The organism is Thiopseudomonas denitrificans (assembly GCF_002866065.1).
Lineage (GTDB): Bacteria > Pseudomonadota > Gammaproteobacteria > Pseudomonadales > Pseudomonadaceae > Thiopseudomonas > Thiopseudomonas denitrificans.
This window is the reverse complement of the sequence record NZ_LNJZ01000008.1, coordinates 187,992-205,649: the sequence shown is the minus strand read 5'-3', so window position 1 is coordinate 205,649 and position 17,658 is coordinate 187,992. Positions and strand designations below refer to the sequence as shown.

The following is a 17,658-nucleotide window of genomic DNA, read 5'->3' as shown; positions in this document are numbered from 1 at the left end:
AGGCAGGAAAGCGGGCCATCCTGCCGGGATTTTTCTGTCAAGTCCAGTGTGGTTGTTTTCGGCGTGACGCTGCGGGGGTTGTCTGCTCACTTGGTGAGCAGGGTTGCGCCCACCACCACTGCCATCAGCACCGGCCAGCCGTACATGATCAGCCGCCATTTGCTGCCGGCACTCCACAGCTCCATGAAGCCGTCGATGATGACGCCGGACTTGAAGACGGCGATCAGCATGATGACCATGACCTGCAGGGTCAGGCTGGTGGCATGGGTCCCCCAGTAGACGGTACCCATGGTGGCCAGCATCAGGGCGATCCAGCAGCCAAGCAGGGCAATTTCGTGTTTCAGGTTGTTCATGCCCGCTTACCCCAACAGATAGACCAGTGGAAAGATGATCACCCAGACCAGGTCGATCATGTGCCAGTACAGCACACCGGATTCGACGCCGGTATGGTTGTGTGCACCAAAGTGGCCGCGCAGACAAAGCACACCGAGGATCGCCAGCACCACCAGTCCCAGCAGCACGTGCAGGAAGTGGAAGGCGGTGGTGATCCAGTACAGGGTGAAGAAGGTGTTGTACTCCAGATCGAAGCCGATGCTGGCCAGATGCGCGTACTCTTTCACCTTCAGCACCACATAGACCATGCCGCTGGCGATGGCGGCCAGCAGCAGCAGTGCGGCCTGGCGGGCGTGATCCTTGCGTACCCGCTCCACAGCCAGGGCAGCGATGAAGCCCGAGGTCAGCAGGCCGGCGGTCATCGCCCAGCCGGTTGAGCTGTCCAGCTGGGCCCGGCCTTCGGCAAACAGTTCTGGCTTGAGCCACTGGGTGAAGCTGAAGCCCAGAATGAACAGGGTAAATGCGGTCAGCTCGGCGAGAATGAATATCCACATGGCCAGGTCGCCGGTGAGGCGTCCCCGGCCAGCGGCGGACGGATTAGTCTTCGCTGAAGTGGACATCGACTACATCCATCAGTGCGCGAACGGTTTGCAGGTCGTCGGACAGCGGCTCGGCCAGACAGGCCAGACAAGCCTGGCGTACCGGCACGCCGGCCTTGATCATGCGGGCGGCGAAAATCAGCAGACGGGTCGAGGCAACCTCTTCCAGGTCGTGGTTTTCCAAGCGGCGGATGGCGTTGCCCAGACGTACCAGCTGGCCGGCCAGACGGTCATCAATGCCGGCTTCGGTGGCGACAATCCGTGCTTCCTGTTCGGGCTGTGGATAGTCGAAACGCATGGCGACAAAGCGCTGACGGGTGCTGGGCTTCATGCCCTTGAGCAGGTTCTGGTAGCCGGGGTTGTAGGACACCACCAGCATGAAGTTGTCCGGTGCCTGCAGGGTTTCACCGGTGCGCTCGATGAACAGCTCGCGGCGGTCATCAGCCAGCGGGTGCAGCACCACGGTGGTGTCCTGGCGCGCTTCGACCACCTCGTCGAGATAGCAGATGCCGCCTTCGCGCACGGCGCGGGTCAGCGGGCCGTCTTGCCACCAGGTGCCTTCGGCGCCGATCAGGTGGCGACCGACCAAGTCGGTGGCGCTCAGGTCGTCATGACAGGCAACGGTGTACAGGGGCAGGTTGAGCTTGTGTGCCATGTACTGGACAAAGCGGGTCTTGCCACAGCCGGTTGGTCCCTTGATCAGGGCCGGCAGGCCGTGCTTCCAGGCTTGTACGAAGAGTTCTTCCTCATTGGCAACCTGTTGATAGAAGGGTTGGCCGGTGGGAAGGTGGTCAGTTTGCTGCATGGTAATATCCTACCTGTGTGCTTGGTTATTGCCAGCTTACCGAGCGCTTGCCGTGTGCTCAAGGGCATGACTGGAGTGAATTGATCTTTATCAAGAGATAGCAAAGGGTATGTCGGGTTTGTGCCGGGTGCATGTATCCGGGGGGTACCTGTTTGGTGATAGGATCAACGCCCTTGCATGCACCGTCCGGTCTACGGGTCCTGGCGGGTCAAGATACGAAAAGATAATAATACCGAGGAAACACTGCTATGAACTGTGTAACCAAGAAGTTTATAACCGGAACGGCCACAGCACTATCGCTGATGAGCCTTTCGATTGCCAGCGCACTTGCCGATACCAAGGTGAGTGATCCGGAAGCGGCCTACATGGGTGCTGCCACGCCCGAGGTGTTGAAGGACGCCACCATCATCCGCACCACCGGTGCGCCGGATCTGACCGATGCCGAGTTCCAGCAGGCACGGGAGATCTACTTCCAGCGTTGTGCCGGCTGTCATGGTGTGCTGCGCAAGGGTGCCACCGGCAAACCGCTGACACCGGACATCACCCAGGCCCGCGGCCAGCAGTATCTGGAAGCGCTGATCACCTACGGCTCGCCTGCCGGCATGCCCAACTGGGGTACCTCGGGCGAGCTGAACGCCGAACAGATCACCCTGATGGCCAACTACATCCAGCACACCCCGCCGACTCCACCGGAGTGGGGCATGGCCGAGATGCAGGACTCCTGGAAGGTCATCGTACCGCCGGAAAAACGTCCGAAGAAACAGCTGAACAAGCTGGACCTGTCCAACCTGTTCTCCGTCACGCTGCGTGATGACGGCAAGATTGCACTGATCGACGGTAACAGCAAGAAAATCGTCAAGCTGATCGAAACTGGCTATGCGGTGCATATCTCCCGCATTTCCGCTTCTGGCCGCTACCTGATGGTTATTGGTCGTGACGCCAAAGTTGATATGATCGACCTGTGGATGAAGAGCCCGGGCGTGGTTGCCACCATCAAGATCGGTATTGAGGCGCGTTCGGTTGAAACGTCCAAGTATGAAGGCTACGAAGACAAATATGCTATTGCTGGTGCCTACTGGCCGCCGCAGTTTGCCATTATGGACGGTGAAACCCTTGAGCCGTTGCAGATCATGTCCACGCGCGGCATGACCGCAGATACGCTTGAGTACCATCCCGAACCGCGTGTGGCTGCCATCATCGCCTCGCACGAACATCCGGAGTTCATCGTCAACGTCAAGGAAACCGGCCGTGTCATGCTGGTCAACTATGAAGACATCGAGAACCTTACAGTTACCAACATCGCTACCAGTCTGTTTTTGCATGACGGCGGCTGGGACAGCTCGCACCGCTACTTCATGACTGCCGCCAACGAGTCCAATCAGATCGTGGTGGTGGACTCCAGGGATCGCAAGCTGGCTGCGGTAGTGGATGTGGGCCGCACCCCGCACCCGGGTCGTGGTGCCAACTTCGTGCACCCCGAGTTCGGGCCGGTGTGGGCCACTAGCCACCTGGGTGATGACACCATCAGCCTGATCGGTACCGATCCCGAGGGCCACCCGGAGCAAGCGTGGAAAGTGGTTCAAACCCTGAAAGGCCAGGGCGGCGGTTCGCTGTTCATCAAGACCCACCCCAAGTCCAGCAACCTGTATCTGGATACCACCTTCAACCCGGTCGAGTCGGTCAGCCAGTCTGCCGCAGTGTTTGACATCAACAATCTGGACGCCGGCTACAAGGTGCTTCCGATTGCCGAGTGGGCTAATATTGATGGCGGCGTCAAGCGTGTATTGCAGCCCGAGTACAACAAGGCGGGTGACGAGGTCTGGTTCTCTGTCTGGAGCCAGCAGGACGAGGTTTCTGCCATCGTGGTTGTCGATGACAAGACACTAAAGCTGAAAAAGGTGATCAAGGACAAGCGTTTGATCACTCCAACCGGTAAATTCAACGTAAACAATACACAACACGACGTTTACTGACGTAGACTTACAGGGCGGGCGGATAGCCTGCCCTGTTAATGCCTTGAGGATGCACTAAAATGAAAAAAGTACTGATCCCCCTGTTTTCCGTTGCTGCCCTGTTCGCTTTCCAGAACGCCAGCGCCGCTGACGCCGAAAGCCTGCTGAAGACCAAAGCCTGTCTGGCTTGCCACAGCGTTGACAACAAGCTGGTTGGCCCTTCCTACAAAGAAGTAGCCGCCAAGCACGCCGGTGAAGAAGGCGCGGTTGCCACTGTTGCCGACCACATCAAGAACGGCAGCTCCGGTGTCTATGGTCCTATCCCCATGCCACCTAACGCGGTAACTGAAGAAGAAGCAACCATTCTGGCCGAGTGGGTACTGTCCCTGCAGTAATAGTTGCTTGTAAAGGAGACGCCATGAGCACGTTCAATAAACGCCAAATACGGCGCCTTGTTCTCATGGCGTCTTTTTTTGTGCCGCTGCTGGCCCAGGCCGGCACGCCGGATGCAAACCGGCAGGCGGAACTGAAACACCTTCTGATCCAGGATTGCGGTTCGTGCCACGGCCTGCGCATGAAGGGAGGGCTGGGACCGGCCCTGACACCAGACGACCTGGCCGGCAAGCCGAAGGAAAGCCTGGTAGCCACCATCATTCACGGTCGCCACGGTACGGCAATGCCGCCATGGAGTGCCTTGCTCACTGAAAATGAAGCAGAATGGCTGATTGACCAGTTGTTGCAGGGGGTTTCTCCATGAAAAAAATTTTTCTGACACCGCTGCTGGCGTTGTCACTCACTGCCTGTAGCCTGTCCGGCACGCAGGAGTCCGCTTTGCGCGGCACCGGTGATCTGGGTGTGATCATCGAGCGTGCCGACGGCAATGTGTTGATCGTCGAGCACAGCAACAACGAAATTTTGGCCCGGGTGGAAGGCCTGGGTGACCTGTCGCACGCTTCTGTAGTGTTTTCCCGTGATGCGCGCTACGGCTATGTGTTCGGCCGTGATGGCGGTCTGACCAAGATCGACCTGCTCAAGCAGCGCATCGACAAACGCATCATCCAGGGCGGCAACAGCATTGGTGGTGCCATCAGTGAAGATGGTCGCCTGATTGCCGTGGGCAACTACGAGCCCGGCGGCGTCAAGGTATTCACCGCCGATACCCTGGAGCTGGTCGCCGACATTCCGGCTACAGCGCTGGCCGATGGCAGCAAGAACTCCCGCGTGGTCGGCATGACCGACGCGCCGGGACAGAAGTTCATGGTCAGCCTGTTTGATACCGGCGAAATCTGGATCATCGATTTCAGTGACAAGACCACGTCTGAACCGCAGATCACCAAATTCGAGAACATCGGCAAGCAGCCCTACGACTCCATGCTGACACCGGAAGGCCGTTACTACATGGCCGGCCTGTTTGGCGAGGATGGCCTGGCAATGCTCGATCTGTGGCATCCGGAAAAGGGCGTCACGCGCGTGCTGGATGGCTACGGCAAGGGCGAGCAGCCGCTGCCGGTCTACAAGATGCCGCATCTGGAAGGCTGGACGGTCGCCGATGACAAGGTTTTCGTACCGGCCGTCGGCCGTCACGAAGTGCTGGTGATCGACCAGAAGACCTGGCAGCAGAAAGACCGCATCGAGATGATCGGACAGCCAGTGTTTGTCATGGCCCGCCCAGATGCCCGCCAGATCTGGGTCAACTTTGCCGTACCGGACAACCAGTATGTGCAGGTGATCGACAGCGAGACTGCCGAGATCATCAAGACCATCGAGCCGGGTCCGGGTGTATTGCACATGGAGTTCAGCCCGCGTGGCGAACAGATCTGGATTTCGGTGCGGGACCGCAACGAAGTACAAATCTGGGACACTGCCACCCTGGAGCACCTCTATACCCTTGAAGCGGATAGCCCCAGCGGCATCTTCTTCACCAACCGGGCCCACCGTATCGGGCTGTAGGGATTCATTATGGATTTACTGACACAACGCATGCTGGATCGCTTCCAGCATGGCGTGCCAGTATGTGCCCGGCCCTATCAGGCGATGGCCGAAGAGCTGGGTTGTAGCGAGGCGGACATTCTGGAACGCCTTGCCCGGCTGCAAGAAACGGGAGCGTTGTCACGTATCGGTCCGGTGATGGAGCACAGCAAGGCCGGCTCCAGTTCACTGGTGGCGCTGGCCGTGCCGCTGGCAGATATCGAACAGGTGGCCGCCTATATCAACAGCCTGCCGGAAGTGAACCACAACTACGAGCGTGAACACGACTACAACCTCTGGTTTGTGCTGACCGGGCCCAGCCGCAGTCATCTGGATGCGGTGCTGCTGGATATCCATCAGCACACCGGCCTTGAGCCGCTGGACCTGCCGATGGTCAAACCCCACCGCATTGATCTGGGCTTTCCGATGTTCCAGGACTCGGAGGTGCCACAATGAGCGGACAACTGACGCAAGCACAGCGGGAAACCCTCTGGCGCCTGCTCGAGCAGGGCTTGCCGCTGGTGCCGCAACCTTATGCCGCGCTGGCGCAACAGGCCGGTTGCAGCGAGGCACAGGCGCTGGCGCAAGTGCAGGACTGGCAACAGCAGGGCCTGTTCCGTCGTTTCGGCGTGGTGGTCAGGCACCGGCTTCTGGGCATTGATGCCAACTGCATGCTGGTACTGGACATCCCCGATGAGCTGGTGGATGCCGTGGGTGACCGGCTGGCCGCATCGCCCGGCGTCAATCTGTGCTATCAGCGTCCGCGCCGGCCCAACTGGCGATATAACCTGTTTTGCATGGTGCATGGCCGTTGTCGTGAAGCAGTCGTCCGTCATGTTGACGGGTTGCTGGAGCAGCACGGACTGAGCCAGCGTCCGCACCACCTGCTCTTTAGCACCCGTGCCTTCAAGCAGCGCGGTGCCCGTTATTCCATGCCGGAGATGCTCAATGACTGAACTGGATGATTTTGACCGCCGCCTGCTCAATCGTTTGCAGCACGGCCTGCCTCTGGTACGCCATCCCTGGCAGGAACTGGCCAGTGAACTGGATGCGCCGCAAGAGCGCATCCGCCAGCGCCTGCAGGAACTGCTGGATGACGGTACCCTGACCCGTTTTGGCCCCATGTATGACATCGAGCAGTTGGGCGGAGCCTTTACCCTTGCGGCATTGAGTGTACCGGAAGAGCGTTTTGACGAGGTGGCGCGGCAACTCGACCAGATCGCGGCAGTTGCCCACAACTACCGCCGCGAGCATGAATATAACATGTGGTTCGTACTTGCTACCGCCACCCCGCAGGGCATTCTGGACACTATCGGGGAGATCGAGCAACTGACCGGCCTGAGCGTGCTCAACCTGCCCAAGGAGACGACCTATCATGTCGGATTGCATTTCCCCCTCTGACCTGAAGCTGGCGCAGCGCCTGATGTCTTTCACCGAGGCCGGCATGCCGCTGGTGGATGACCCCTGGGCCTGGCTGGCCGGGCGCATGGAATTGCCGGTGGAGGAAACCCTGGCCCTGTTGCAGCGCCTGCAGGACAGCGGTGCCATCCGCCGCATTGCCGCTGTGCCGAACCATTACCGTCTGGGCTATACCTTCAATGGCATGACGGTCTGGGACGTGGACGACGAACACATTGACCGCCTCGGCCAGGAAGTCGGCAATTTCCATTTCGTCAGCCACTGCTATCGCCGGCCACGCCGCGAAGGCTGGCGCTACAACCTGTTTGCCATGGTGCACGGCCTCAGTGCCGAAGAGATCGAGCGTGAGCGCGATCTTGTTCGCCGTCATTTGGGTGAGCATTGCCGTGCTGATACGATGCTGGTCAGTAGCAAAATCCTGAAAAAAACCGGCTTGCGCATTCACAGCAAGCCCAAGGAGTAGTCGCCATGATGAGGATCAGCAGTTATCTGCGCGCCATAGCCGGCCAGGCCCCGGAACCGCGGGCGGCCAAGCCGGGCAGTACCCGGGCGCCGGTAGTGATCTGGAATACCCTGCGTCGCTGCAACCTGACCTGCAAGCACTGTTACTCCACTTCGGCCGATATCGACTTCAAGGGTGAGCTGGATACCGCCGAGGCGCTGGACGTGATCGACCAGTTGCATGAGGCTGGCGTAAAAGTGCTGGTGCTCAGCGGCGGCGAGCCCTTGATGCGCCCTGATATCTTGCAGTTGGCCAAATATGCCCGCGATTACGGCTTCTATGTGGCGCTGTCCACCAACGGCACCCTGATCAACGACAGCAATATCGAAGAGATCGCTGACTGCGACTTCGACTATGTCGGCATCAGCATCGACGGGCTGCCGGATATCCATGACGAATTCCGCCGCATGAAGGGCGGCTTTGATGCCGCCATGAACGGCGTGCGCCTGTGCCGCGAGAAAAACCTCAAGGTTGGCCTGCGTACTACCCTGACCCAGCACAACTACCCGCAACTGCCGGCGCTGCTGGACCTGATGCGCGAGTATGACGTACAGAAATACTACCTGTCGCACCTCAACTATAGTGGCCGCGGCAAGCGCAACCAGTCGGTCGACGCGCACCGCAGCATGACCCGCTCGGCCATGACGCAGATTTTCGAGCGTGCCTGGGAGGACGTGCAACGCGGCGTGGAAACCGACTTCGTCAGCGGTAACAACGATGCTGACGGCGTATTGCTGCTGCAGTGGATCAAGGAAAAGATGCCGGAGCATGCCGAACAGATGGAGCGTATGCTGCGTGCTTGGGGCGGCAACGCATCCGGTGCCGGCATTGCCAACATCGACAATCTGGGTGATGTCCACCCGGATACCTACTGGTGGCAGCACACCGTGGGCAACGTGCGCGAGCGCCGCTTTGCCGACATCTGGCTGCACCAGCCCGATCCGCTGCTGACCGAGTTGCGTCAGCATCCGCGTCCGGTCAAGGGACGCTGCGGGCAGTGCCAGTGGCTGGCAGTCTGCAACGGCAATACCCGCACCCGTGCCTGGGCCCAGGGTGACATGTGGGCCGAAGATCCCGGTTGCTACCTGACGGACGAAGAAATCGGCCTGCAACAACCCGAGCTGATTGGTGCTGTCGAGCTAACCTGACCCGCTACTGACTGATGGCGTCTGGACGATTATGGCTGAAGCGGGGTGTTTTTCAGGACTGGCTTGTGCGTGCAGTGTGAGCGGTTTGGCATAACACCTTTTTACCGCTTTTCTTTGCCGCCCGGCTGGACGATGCTTGCATCAGGCGGGGCTGTCCTGCAGCCCCGGTCATCCCGTCGAGGCACAGGGTTTGTGCAGGAGGCTTGCCATGGCAACTCGAGTCGCACCTTTCTACCCGATCATCTATGTACGTGGTTACGCCATGACCCAGGGCGAGATTGATGACGCAACGTCCTCGCCCTATATGGGGTTCAACCTGGGATCGACCAAGATCCGTCAATCCTGGGACAAGAAAGTACAAAGGCACATCTTCGAATCGCCGCTGATCCGGCTGATGAAGGACTACGGCTATCAGGACAGTTTCTGTGACGGCACGGAACAGGATGCGCAGCTGCCGGCCAGAAGCGTGGTCATCTATCGTTATTATGAACAGGCCGACCCGGATCTGGGTGGCGATCGCCGACCTACGCTTGTCGAGGCAGCGCGGGGGCTGAAAGAGCTGGTGTACCGGGTCAGGGAGAGGGTGTGCGGCAATGATGCGGAACAGCGTGAGCAGTTCCGGGTACATCTGGTTGCGCACTCCATGGGCGGGTTGGTGGTGCGTGCGTTCCTGCAAAATGATGCCATCAGCGATGTAGCCGACCGGCAATTGGTCGACAAGGTCTTCACCTATGCAACGCCCCATAACGGCATCGAGATGGCGGGCATCAATGTTCCGGCCTTCCTCGGGCTGTGGGACATCAACAACTTCAACCGCCAGAAGATTGCCGAATACCTGGGTTTGCCCGGCAAGCCCGGGCGCGTCGACTCGCTCAATGGCGCTTTCGATCCGCAGCGCTTTTTCTGTTTCGTGGGCACCAACAGCCAGGACTATGCGGCGGCGGCCGGCATCTCGAGAAAGCTGGCCGGCGAGATGAGTGACGGGCTGGTGAGTATAGAAAATGCAACGGTGGCAGGTGCGCCCAGGGCCTTTGCCTACCGTAGCCACAGTGGTCCCCATGGCGTGGTCAATTCGGAAGAGGGCTACCAGAATCTGGTGCGTTTCCTGTTTGGCGATGTACGGGTTGACGGCCGGCTGGAGGTCGAAGCCTTGCCGTTGCCGCCTTCGGTACAAAAAGCCAAGGATGCCGGCAGCGCCGTGCGGGCCTCTTATTACTTCGAGGCGGTCGTGGTGCCGCGTGGTGCTTTCAGCGTACGCCTGAGCGAGCGCCGACGGGAAACCTTCAGCGCCGTCTTGCGCAGTTATGATGAGCTGCTCAAGCCGGAAAATGCCGGTGAAAGCGCACCGCGCTCTCCGGTGCTGTTTTCCGCCTTCCTGGATAGCAAGAAAATCACCCAGGGCCGGACCCTGGTGTTCAATCTGGAGCTGGCGGTATCTGCCACCGGCTACACGATTGATTCCAGACTGTGGAAGAGTCATGTCGAGGGCGAGTACCTGTTCCGGGATACCCTGACCCTGCGGCTGACCCGTGCTCCGGACGGCTTCAACCTGCGCCATCTCAGTGCCGACGAGCGCTGGAGCGAGGGCACAGGAGTGCTTGCCGAACGCCTGCGGGACGGCTACCTGATTCCGCTGGCATCAGGTAAAGGTTTTCGTGGCCATCTGTATTTGCAAGTGCAGGACCGGTAAAGGCACATTGATAAGCTCTTTTTATGAGATAGATCATGTCTTGCTCATCTAATGGGTGCGTATGCTTGTCGCACAAGGATCGACATAGCAGTATTTACAGTGCATGCAGGTGCGGTGTCTTGATCCGGACCAGCATGTTTTTCCCTCCGTGGGCAGCCATACGGTTGCCCGGCCTCACTCCCGGGCTGACACGATAAAAAAAGCTGTTGGCGGTTCGGCGAGATCTTGATTGTAATCATGTATCTCGATGTTTCGGTCAGACTAGTATTAAGTCAGCATTAAGAAAACACCTGAGCCTCTGTCTAGGGAGTGAACCAAAATGCCAAATAACCATCCTTCTAAATACTCTGAAGAAGCCAAGCTGCTTCCAAGGAAAGATCGTATGACTATCGCTGGTAAAATTTCCAAAGCCGGCTTCGTCGCCGCTTTCTCACTGCTGGGCCTAGCTGTATCCCACGCCAGTGCCAACGAAGCGCCGGCCATGACCGATGCAGAGAAAGAAGCTGCAAAACTGATTTATTTCGAGCGCTGTGCAGGTTGTCACGGTGTTCTGCGTAAGGGCGCAACCGGTAAGAACCTTGAGCCACGTTTCACCCAGACTCTGGAAGACGGCACCAAGATTGAAGGCGGTACGCTGCGTCTGGGTACCAAGCGTCTGGAAAACATCATCGCTTACGGTACCGAAGGCGGGATGGTCAACTATGACGACATCCTGACCCCTGAAGAAATCAACATGATGGCCCGCTACGTACAGCACGAGCCACCAGTACCACCCGAGTTCTCCCTGCAGGACATGAAAGACAGCTGGAACCTGATTGTTCCGGTTGAAGACCGTCCAACCAAGCAGATGAACAACATCAACCTGAGCAACGTATTCGCAGTAACCCTGCGTGACGCGGGCAAGCTGGCCCTGATCGATGGTGATACCCACAAGATCTGGAAAATTCTGGAAAGTGGTTACGCGGTACACATTTCCCGCATGTCCGCTTCCGGTCGTTACGTCTACACCACCGGTCGTGACGGTCTGACCACCATCATCGACCTGTGGCCTGAAGAGCCGATGACTGTTGCTACCGTTCGTTTCGGTTCCGACATGCGTTCGGTTGACGTATCCAAGTACAAGGGCTACGAAGACAAGTACCTGATCGGTGGTACCTACTGGCCACCACAGTACGGTATCGTAGACGGCCTGACCCTGGAGCCGATCAAGGTTGTCTCCACCCGTGGCCAGACCATCGACGGCGACTACCACCCGGAGCCGCGTGTTGCTTCCATCGTAGCCAACCCGGAGAAGCCTGAGTGGGTAGTGAGCGTCAAGGAAACCGGTCAGATCCTGCTGGTTGACTACACTGACCTCGACAACCTGAAGACCACCACCATTGCATCGTCCAAGTTCCTGCATGACGGTGGTTGGGACATGTCCCACCGTTACTTCCTGGTTGCCGCCAACGCCTCCAACCAGGTGGCTGCGGTTGACACCAAGACCGGTAAGCTGGCTGCGCTCATTGACACTGCCAAGATCCCTCACCCGGGGCGTGGTGCCAACTTTGTCCACCCCCAGTTCGGTCCCGTCTGGGCAACCGGTCACCTGGGGGACGATGTTGTTTCCCTGATTTCCACCCCGAACGATGACAAGAAGTTCAAGAAGTACAAGGAGCACAACTGGAAAGTGGTTCAGGAGCTGAAGATGCCGGGTGCGGGCAACCTGTTCGTCAAGACCCACCCGAAATCCACCAACTTCTGGGCCGATGCCCCGATGAACCCAGAGCGTGAAATCGCCGAGTCCGTTTACGTCTTCGACATGAACGACCTGACCAAGGCACCTCGTGTTCTGAACGTGGGCAAGGACTCCGGTCTGCCACAGGGCGACGCCATCCGCCGCGCTGTACAGCCTGAGTACAACAAGGCCGGTGACGAAGTCTGGATCTCCCTGTGGGGTGGCAAGGCTGACCAGTCCGCGATTGTTGTCTATGACGACAAGACGCTGAAGGTCAAGACTGTGATCACCAGCCCAGAGGTCATCACTCCGACTGGCAAGTTCAACGTCTTCAACACAATGAATGACGTGTACTAGTCAGTACCTGTGAACTGCTAAATTCCCCCCGTCCCGCATGTTGCGGGGCGGGGCGGAGCGAAGAAGGAATACACCAATGGCAGAACAAGACAGCAGTAACACAGGAGCCAGGGGCCTTTCCGGCCTGATTGCTGCCCTGCGTCGTCCAAGTGTCCATTATTCCCTTGCCAGCCTCCTGTTGGTCGGATTTGTGGCCGGCATCATTTTCTGGGGTGGTTTCAACACGGCCCTGGAGTTGACCAACACTGAAGAATTCTGCATTTCGTGTCACGAGATGCGCGATAACGTATACCCGGAATACAAGGAAACCATCCACTATTCGAACCGGACCGGCGTGCGTGCAACCTGTCCTGATTGCCATGTGCCCAAGGAGTGGGGATACAAGATGGTGCGCAAAATCCAGGCATCCCGCGAGCTGTGGGGCAAGATGGTCGGCACCATTGATACACGCGAGAAGTTCGAGGCCAAGCGTTTGACCCTGGCACGCAGCGAGTGGAAACGGATGAAAAACTCCGACTCCCGCGAATGCCGCAACTGTCACAACTTCGACAGCATGGATACCGAAAAGCAGAAAAAACGTGCCAGCGTGCAGCATGAGATGGCCATGGAAGACAACATGACCTGTATCGACTGCCACAAGGGCATTGCCCACCACCTGCCGGAAGACATGACGGACGAAGATTGGGATTAGACATCCCGGCCAATCAACTGGAGAGTAAGCAATGATGAAAAAAATGATGATGACTGGCGTTGCCAGTGCTGTATTTGCTCTTGCCACTGGAAGCGCGCTGGCTGCTGCTCCGGCAGACTGGAGCAAGGTCGCGGCGACCAATGTTGATCTGCTGTATCCGGGTGTGTCACCGGTCGAATGGATCATGCGCGGACCGTCCCACGGAGGTGCCCGTGTCCTCAAGCGTGGTGAATCCTGCACAAGTTGCCACTCGGAAGAAATTGGCGACATGGGCCGGCTGATTGTCAGCGGCGGCAAGATCGAGCCGACGCCGATTCCAGGCAAGGCCGCCTTCATCAACGCCAAGGTTCAGGCTGCACATGACGGTGAAAACCTGTATTTGCGCTTCACCTGGAAGCAGCCGGAAGCTTCGGGCGCACCCAAGATGGACGAGGCCAACCCGGTCAAGATTGCCTACATGCTGGAAGATGGCGGCAAGGTTGAGCTGGCCGAACAGGGTGGTTGCTGGGGCAGCTGCCACGGTGATGCCCGCACCATGCCGGACGGCACCGACGGCAAGACCAAGTACGTCAAGGATGGTTCACTGGCCAACGGTGTCTACTATGACCTCAACCAGTGGCGCAGTGGCGAGAACAAGGCCTATGACGGCCATGTTGCCGACAAGCGCGTGATGGAAGGCGGCCAGGCGCTGGTCGCTGCTGAAGGCAAGCTGGAAGACGGCAACTGGAGTGTGGTCTTCACCCGCAAACTGACCGGTGGCGAGGGTGACGTTGCCCTGAAATCCGGCAATACCTACAACTTCGGCTTCGCCATTCACGATGACAACGCTGAAGGCCGTTTCCACCATGTATCCCTGGGCTACAGCCTGGGTATCGATGCGGATGCGGATATCGTTGCCAAAAAGCAGTAATTCTTTCTGGCAGCACTGATACTGTAGCCCGCTTGCGGGCTACAGTTGTTTCCGGCCTTTACTGACGGGCGGTTACAGCAACGGGTCGGCTGCGAGCCGGCCGGCAGCTTGCGCGTCGAGAAAGCCGATGCGCAGGCGCCTGTACAGGATGTCTTCCGTTGTCATTGCCATTTCATGGCGGCGGGCCCAGTCGATTTCTCCGCGTATATAAGGATGACCAGCCAGCAAGCGCTCGCAGCCCTGTCGGCCGGCGTGCTCCAGAAGCTTTCGGGCCAGTCCGCCATAGGCTTGTGCCAGGTGCCGGGCAATATCCTTGTCCAGCCTGAATTCGAGAGCCAGTTGTCCGGCCAGATCCGGGGTGAAGCCGCCGGCACCCAGAAGCTTAAGTGCAGCTGTCACGCAGGGACCGGAGGGTTTGAGTCCGGCCGTGACGATAGCCTGGTCAACGGCCTCTTCGGCCATTTTCCGGTAGGTGGTCCATTTGCCGCCCAGCACGCTGATCAGGCCCTTGCGGTCGGTCTCTATCAGATGTTCGCGCACGATTCCTGCCGTGTCTGTTCCGGTTGCGGCGACCAGCGGACGCAACCCGGCCCAGCGGGCCAGAATGTCGTTTTCACTGATATCTGTAGTGAACCACTGGCGCAGGTGCTGCAGCAGATACTGTTCCTCATCGTGGCCGGGCTGCAGGTCATCCTGCAGGGTGACCTGCACATCGGTGGTGCCGACCAGGGTGTGTTCCTGCCAGGGCAGAACGAACAGCACGCGGCCGTCGCTGGTGGCCGGAATCAACAGGGCGTCGCTGGCAGGTGTCCAGCTTTTGTCCAGCACCAGATGGCTGCCACGGCTGAGGGTCAGATGCGGTTTGCTGCCGGGTTGCTCCAGCTGTCGCAGGCGGTCGCTGTGCGGGCCGGTGGCGTTGATGATGGCGCGAGCCCTGACGGTATGGCGGCTGCCACCCAGCCGGTTGATTGCATGTGCCGCGCACAGGCGGCCACTGGCTTCTTCAAAGCCTTTGACCTCCATGTAGTTGGCAATCACCGCACCTTGACGTTCAGCGGTCAGCAGCACAGTAATGGCCATGCGGGCATCATCGAAGCCGGCATCGTAATAGGCGATGCCTCCTTTCAGGCCGGTACTGTCAAGGTGTGGAAAGGAGGCCAGCATCTGCTGGCGCGACACGCGTGTACTGGGGGCGATCAGCGCTTGTCCGGCCGCACGGTCATACAGCCAGAGTCCGCAGCGGTGCCTGAACAGCTGATACCAGCTGCGCGCCGGTACTAGTGTGCGCAGCGGATAGACCAGGTGAGGGGCGATAGAGAGAAGGGTGGCCCGTTCACGCAGGGCTTCACGCACCAGCCGCCACTGGGCCGGGTCGAGCCGGGTGATGGCGGCTTTAAGGTAGCGCACGCCGCCATGGACCAGCTTGCTGGAGCGGCTGGAAGTGCCGCTGACAAAGTCGCCACGCTCGACCAGTGCCACCGACAGGCCACGACTGGCGGCATCCAGAGCAATGCCTGCGCCGGTGGCACCACCACCGATGACCAGCAGGTCGAACTCCTGTTCGCCGAGTCGCTTCAGGTGCTGGTTGCGGCAAAGTTCTGGCATGGGCTGGTATCCTGTGTCCGGGTGCACACCTTGTAGCGCCGGTGTGCATGGCATGAAGTATGAGTCTCGGCAACACTGCTGTACAGGCTTCGTGCAGCGTGGCCGCCGGGCTTTGCCCGCTGGACCGGATGCCGGGAGTGCCGGCAGATCAATCAGCTTGCAAAAATTGGCCTTTAGCCAATCCATATCAAGGCAGTGAACAGTGTAATCGTCTACCTTGAGCCCAAAATACGGTTGGAGAAAATCCCATGTCCAGAAAAGTGCTGTTGTCCGGTTTTGCCGCTACGCTGCTGGCTTTGTCCATCACCCAGGTTAGGGCCATGGATGAAGAGGCTGATGCGCTTTATCAGGAGCACTGTGCGGTATGTCATGGCGAGCAGCGTATTGGCGGGCTTGGCCCGGCGTTGCTGCCCGAAAGCCTCGGCCGGCTGAAAAAGCCGCAGGCGATTGACGTGGTTGCCAATGGCCGCCCGGCCAGTCAGATGATCGGTTATCAGGATGTACTGGGCAGTGACAAGGTTGCACAGCTGGTCGAGTATCTGTACACGCCAGCCGATGTTGCGCCGACCTGGACGGAAGCCGATACCAGGGCCACCCATAAATTGTTCGTTGACCCCGGGCAGCTGCCGGATACGCCGCAGCATGGCTCCGACCCGATGAACCTGTTTGTCGTGGTCGAGGCGGGTGATCACCATGTCACCATTCTCGACGGTGACGAGTTTGAGCCGGTGGACCGCTTCCAGAGCCACTTTGCCCTGCATGGCGGGCCCAAGTTCTCGCCGGACGGGCGTTTCGTTTATTTCGCCTCCCGCGATGGCTGGGTCAGCAAGTATGACATCCACAACCTGACCATGGTCGGCGAGGTCCGGGTGGCCCTCAATACCCGCAATCTGGCAGTGAGCAATGACGGCAAATGGGTGATGGTCGGCAACTATCTGCCCGGTAGCCTGGTGATTCTGGATGCGCATGACCTGAGCTTCGTCAAGGAGATCCCGGTGATTGGCCAGGACGGCAAGCCGTCGCGGGTCAGTGCGGTGTATACGGCGCCGCCACGGGACAGCTTTGTCGTGGCGCTCAAGGATACGCGCGAGGTCTGGGAGTTTCCCTATCTGGACAATCCCGGCTTTGAGCCGCGCCGCATTCTGGCCGATGACTTCCTGGATGATTTTTCCTTCACGCCGGACTACCGCTACCTGCTCGCCACCTCGCGCAAGGCCAAAGGCGGACAGGTGGTCGACATGGAGCTGGGCAAGACTGTCAGTGAAATCCCCCTGCCCGGCATGCCGCACCTGGGGTCCGGCATCTACTGGCAGCGCGGCGACCAGTGGGTGTTCGCCACTCCCAACATCAGCCAGGGGCTGATCTCGGTGCTGGACATGTCCAGCTGGCAACTGATCAAGGAAATTCCCACCGAGGGTCCGGGGTTCTTCATGCGCAGCCATGCCAACTCGAAGTATGCCTGGACCGACGTGTTCTTCGGGCCCAACAACGAAGCGGTACACGTCATCGACAAGCAGACGCTGGAAGTGGTCAGGACCCTGCGGCCGATGCCGGGCAAGAATGCCGCACACGTCGAGTTCAGCAAGGACGGTAGCCACCTGATCCTGAGTGTCTGGGACAAGGAGGGTGCGCTGATCGTGTACAACTCGGACACGCTGGAAGAGGTCAAGCGCATTCCGATGAACCTGCCATCCGGCAAGTACAATGTGTACAACAAGATCAACTTCGCCGAGGGGACCTCGCACTAGTGGCCTGAACGGCTAGTTCGTTAACTCAAGTTCGGATGGCTGAGGTTTCGAGGCAAGGCGCTGTGACGAGCCATAGCGGGGCTATGGCGAGGAACAGCAACGCAGCATCGGAGCCTCAGACGCCGAAATTGACTAATGGAATTAGTCGTACAGGCCACTAGACGGGTGATGGCAGCGGACAGGCGAGGTGGCCTGTCCGCAAGCAGGCGAGCTT

The 17,658-nt window shown here is 59.0% G+C and carries 18 protein-coding genes; 14 read left to right on the top strand and 4 right to left on the bottom strand.

Annotation, left to right across the window (positions count from 1 at the left end; translation table 11 throughout):
* Positions 1–86: 86 nt before the first annotated feature.
* The 3 genes from AR306_RS08635 to AR306_RS08625 are packed head-to-tail and all read right to left on the bottom strand — an operon-like array spanning position 87 to position 1,737.
* On the bottom strand, positions 87–353 hold the full coding sequence (locus AR306_RS08635) for a cytochrome C oxidase subunit IV family protein (protein WP_101497167.1): 267 nt from the start codon (positions 351–353) through the stop codon (positions 87–89).
* Between the two features lie 6 nt (positions 354–359).
* Positions 360–953, bottom strand: a complete 594-nt coding sequence (locus AR306_RS08630; RefSeq protein ID WP_101497166.1) for a cytochrome c oxidase subunit 3 — start codon at positions 951–953, stop codon at positions 360–362.
* Positions 931–1,737: a CbbQ/NirQ/NorQ/GpvN family protein gene (locus AR306_RS08625; RefSeq protein WP_101497165.1), complete on the bottom strand. Its 807-nt coding sequence runs from the start codon at positions 1,735–1,737 to the stop codon at positions 931–933. Before AR306_RS08625 ends, AR306_RS08630 begins: the two co-directional genes overlap by 23 nt.
* Before the next feature lie 248 nt (positions 1,738–1,985).
* On the opposite strand from AR306_RS08625, the gene AR306_RS08620 reads away from it, so the two are divergent.
* From AR306_RS08620 to AR306_RS08560, 13 genes are all read left to right on the top strand, one after another.
* A complete protein-coding gene (locus AR306_RS08620) occupies positions 1,986–3,710 on the top strand; it encodes a cytochrome D1 domain-containing protein (protein WP_101497164.1) in 1,725 nt (574 codons plus the stop codon).
* A 59-nt stretch (positions 3,711–3,769) separates the two neighbouring features.
* Entirely contained in the window at positions 3,770–4,084 is a 315-nt protein-coding gene (locus AR306_RS08615; RefSeq protein ID WP_101497163.1) for a c-type cytochrome, read from the top strand.
* Between the two features lie 65 nt (positions 4,085–4,149).
* The gene (locus AR306_RS08610) at positions 4,150–4,446 is read left to right on the top strand and encodes a c-type cytochrome (protein ID WP_206167986.1); all 297 of its coding nucleotides are present in this window, start codon (positions 4,150–4,152) and stop codon (positions 4,444–4,446) included.
* The gene (locus AR306_RS08605) at positions 4,443–5,639 is read left to right on the top strand and encodes a cytochrome D1 domain-containing protein (RefSeq protein ID WP_101497161.1); all 1,197 of its coding nucleotides are present in this window, start codon (positions 4,443–4,445) and stop codon (positions 5,637–5,639) included. The genes AR306_RS08610 and AR306_RS08605 overlap by 4 nt, the downstream gene beginning before the upstream one ends.
* Positions 5,640–5,648: 9 nt before the next feature.
* Positions 5,649–6,113, top strand: coding sequence for an Lrp/AsnC family transcriptional regulator (locus AR306_RS08600; RefSeq protein ID WP_101497160.1), 465 nt, complete (start codon positions 5,649–5,651; stop codon positions 6,111–6,113).
* On the top strand, positions 6,110–6,613 hold the full coding sequence (gene ahbB / locus AR306_RS08595; protein ID WP_101497159.1) for a siroheme decarboxylase subunit beta: 504 nt from the start codon (positions 6,110–6,112) through the stop codon (positions 6,611–6,613). The genes AR306_RS08600 and ahbB (AR306_RS08595) overlap by 4 nt, the downstream gene beginning before the upstream one ends.
* Position 6,614: 1 nt before the next feature.
* A complete protein-coding gene (locus AR306_RS08590) occupies positions 6,615–7,058 on the top strand; it encodes an Lrp/AsnC family transcriptional regulator (RefSeq protein WP_101497305.1) in 444 nt (147 codons plus the stop codon).
* Complete coding sequence (gene ahbB / locus AR306_RS08585; RefSeq protein WP_101497158.1) at positions 7,033–7,539, top strand: siroheme decarboxylase subunit beta; 507 nt, start codon at positions 7,033–7,035, stop codon at positions 7,537–7,539. Before AR306_RS08590 ends, ahbB (AR306_RS08585) begins: the two co-directional genes overlap by 26 nt.
* A 5-nt stretch (positions 7,540–7,544) precedes the next feature.
* Entirely contained in the window at positions 7,545–8,726 is a 1,182-nt protein-coding gene (nirJ, locus tag AR306_RS08580; protein WP_101497157.1) for a heme d1 biosynthesis radical SAM protein NirJ, read from the top strand.
* A 208-nt stretch (positions 8,727–8,934) separates the two neighbouring features.
* Positions 8,935–10,416, top strand: a complete 1,482-nt coding sequence (locus AR306_RS08575) for an esterase/lipase family protein (RefSeq protein WP_101497156.1) — start codon at positions 8,935–8,937, stop codon at positions 10,414–10,416.
* A gap of 382 nt (positions 10,417–10,798) precedes the next feature.
* Positions 10,799–12,490, top strand: a complete 1,692-nt coding sequence (locus tag AR306_RS08570) for a cytochrome D1 domain-containing protein (protein ID WP_101497155.1) — start codon at positions 10,799–10,801, stop codon at positions 12,488–12,490.
* Positions 12,491–12,566: 76 nt separating this feature from the next.
* Entirely contained in the window at positions 12,567–13,181 is a 615-nt protein-coding gene (locus tag AR306_RS08565; RefSeq protein WP_166627847.1) for a NapC/NirT family cytochrome c, read from the top strand.
* 34 nt (positions 13,182–13,215) lie between these two features.
* Positions 13,216–14,091 carry an ethylbenzene dehydrogenase-related protein gene (locus tag AR306_RS08560; RefSeq protein WP_101497303.1) on the top strand — a complete coding sequence of 292 codons (876 nt, stop codon included), beginning with the start codon at positions 13,216–13,218 and terminating at the stop codon, positions 14,089–14,091.
* 72 nt (positions 14,092–14,163) lie between these two features.
* Here the strand turns inward: AR306_RS08560 and AR306_RS08555 are convergent, their stop codons facing one another.
* Positions 14,164–15,696 carry a glycerol-3-phosphate dehydrogenase/oxidase gene (locus AR306_RS08555; protein ID WP_166627846.1) on the bottom strand — a complete coding sequence of 511 codons (1,533 nt, stop codon included), beginning with the start codon at positions 15,694–15,696 and terminating at the stop codon, positions 14,164–14,166.
* Positions 15,697–16,016: 320 nt separating this feature from the next.
* On the opposite strand from AR306_RS08555, the gene AR306_RS08550 reads away from it, so the two are divergent.
* Positions 16,017–17,444 (top strand): cytochrome D1 domain-containing protein, encoded by a 1,428-nt coding sequence (locus AR306_RS08550; protein WP_206167993.1) that lies wholly within the window; start codon positions 16,017–16,019, stop codon positions 17,442–17,444.
* The last annotated feature ends 214 nt before the right edge of the window (positions 17,445–17,658 follow it).

Coding starts and splice junctions, on each gene's coding strand:
- AR306_RS08610 (WP_206167986.1), top strand. CDS start 4,150: ATGGCGTCTTTTTTTGTGCCGCTGCTGGCCCAGGCCGGCACGCCGGAT.
- nirJ (WP_101497157.1), top strand. CDS start 7,545: ATGATGAGGATCAGCAGTTATCTGCGCGCCATAGCCGGCCAGGCCCCG.
- AR306_RS08620 (WP_101497164.1), top strand. CDS start 1,986: ATGAACTGTGTAACCAAGAAGTTTATAACCGGAACGGCCACAGCACTA.
- AR306_RS08550 (WP_206167993.1), top strand. CDS start 16,017: ATGGATGAAGAGGCTGATGCGCTTTATCAGGAGCACTGTGCGGTATGT.
- AR306_RS08615 (WP_101497163.1), top strand. CDS start 3,770: ATGAAAAAAGTACTGATCCCCCTGTTTTCCGTTGCTGCCCTGTTCGCT.
- AR306_RS08630 (WP_101497166.1), bottom strand. CDS start 953: ATGTCCACTTCAGCGAAGACTAATCCGTCCGCCGCTGGCCGGGGACGC.
- ahbB (WP_101497158.1), top strand. CDS start 7,033: ATGTCGGATTGCATTTCCCCCTCTGACCTGAAGCTGGCGCAGCGCCTG.
- AR306_RS08575 (WP_101497156.1), top strand. CDS start 8,935: ATGGCAACTCGAGTCGCACCTTTCTACCCGATCATCTATGTACGTGGT.
- AR306_RS08635 (WP_101497167.1), bottom strand. CDS start 353: ATGAACAACCTGAAACACGAAATTGCCCTGCTTGGCTGCTGGATCGCC.
- ahbB (WP_101497159.1), top strand. CDS start 6,110: ATGAGCGGACAACTGACGCAAGCACAGCGGGAAACCCTCTGGCGCCTG.
- AR306_RS08570 (WP_101497155.1), top strand. CDS start 10,799: ATGACTATCGCTGGTAAAATTTCCAAAGCCGGCTTCGTCGCCGCTTTC.
- AR306_RS08600 (WP_101497160.1), top strand. CDS start 5,649: ATGGATTTACTGACACAACGCATGCTGGATCGCTTCCAGCATGGCGTG.
- AR306_RS08555 (WP_166627846.1), bottom strand. CDS start 15,696: ATGCCAGAACTTTGCCGCAACCAGCACCTGAAGCGACTCGGCGAACAG.
- AR306_RS08560 (WP_101497303.1), top strand. CDS start 13,216: ATGAAAAAAATGATGATGACTGGCGTTGCCAGTGCTGTATTTGCTCTT.
- AR306_RS08605 (WP_101497161.1), top strand. CDS start 4,443: ATGAAAAAAATTTTTCTGACACCGCTGCTGGCGTTGTCACTCACTGCC.
- AR306_RS08625 (WP_101497165.1), bottom strand. CDS start 1,737: ATGCAGCAAACTGACCACCTTCCCACCGGCCAACCCTTCTATCAACAG.
- AR306_RS08565 (WP_166627847.1), top strand. CDS start 12,567: ATGGCAGAACAAGACAGCAGTAACACAGGAGCCAGGGGCCTTTCCGGC.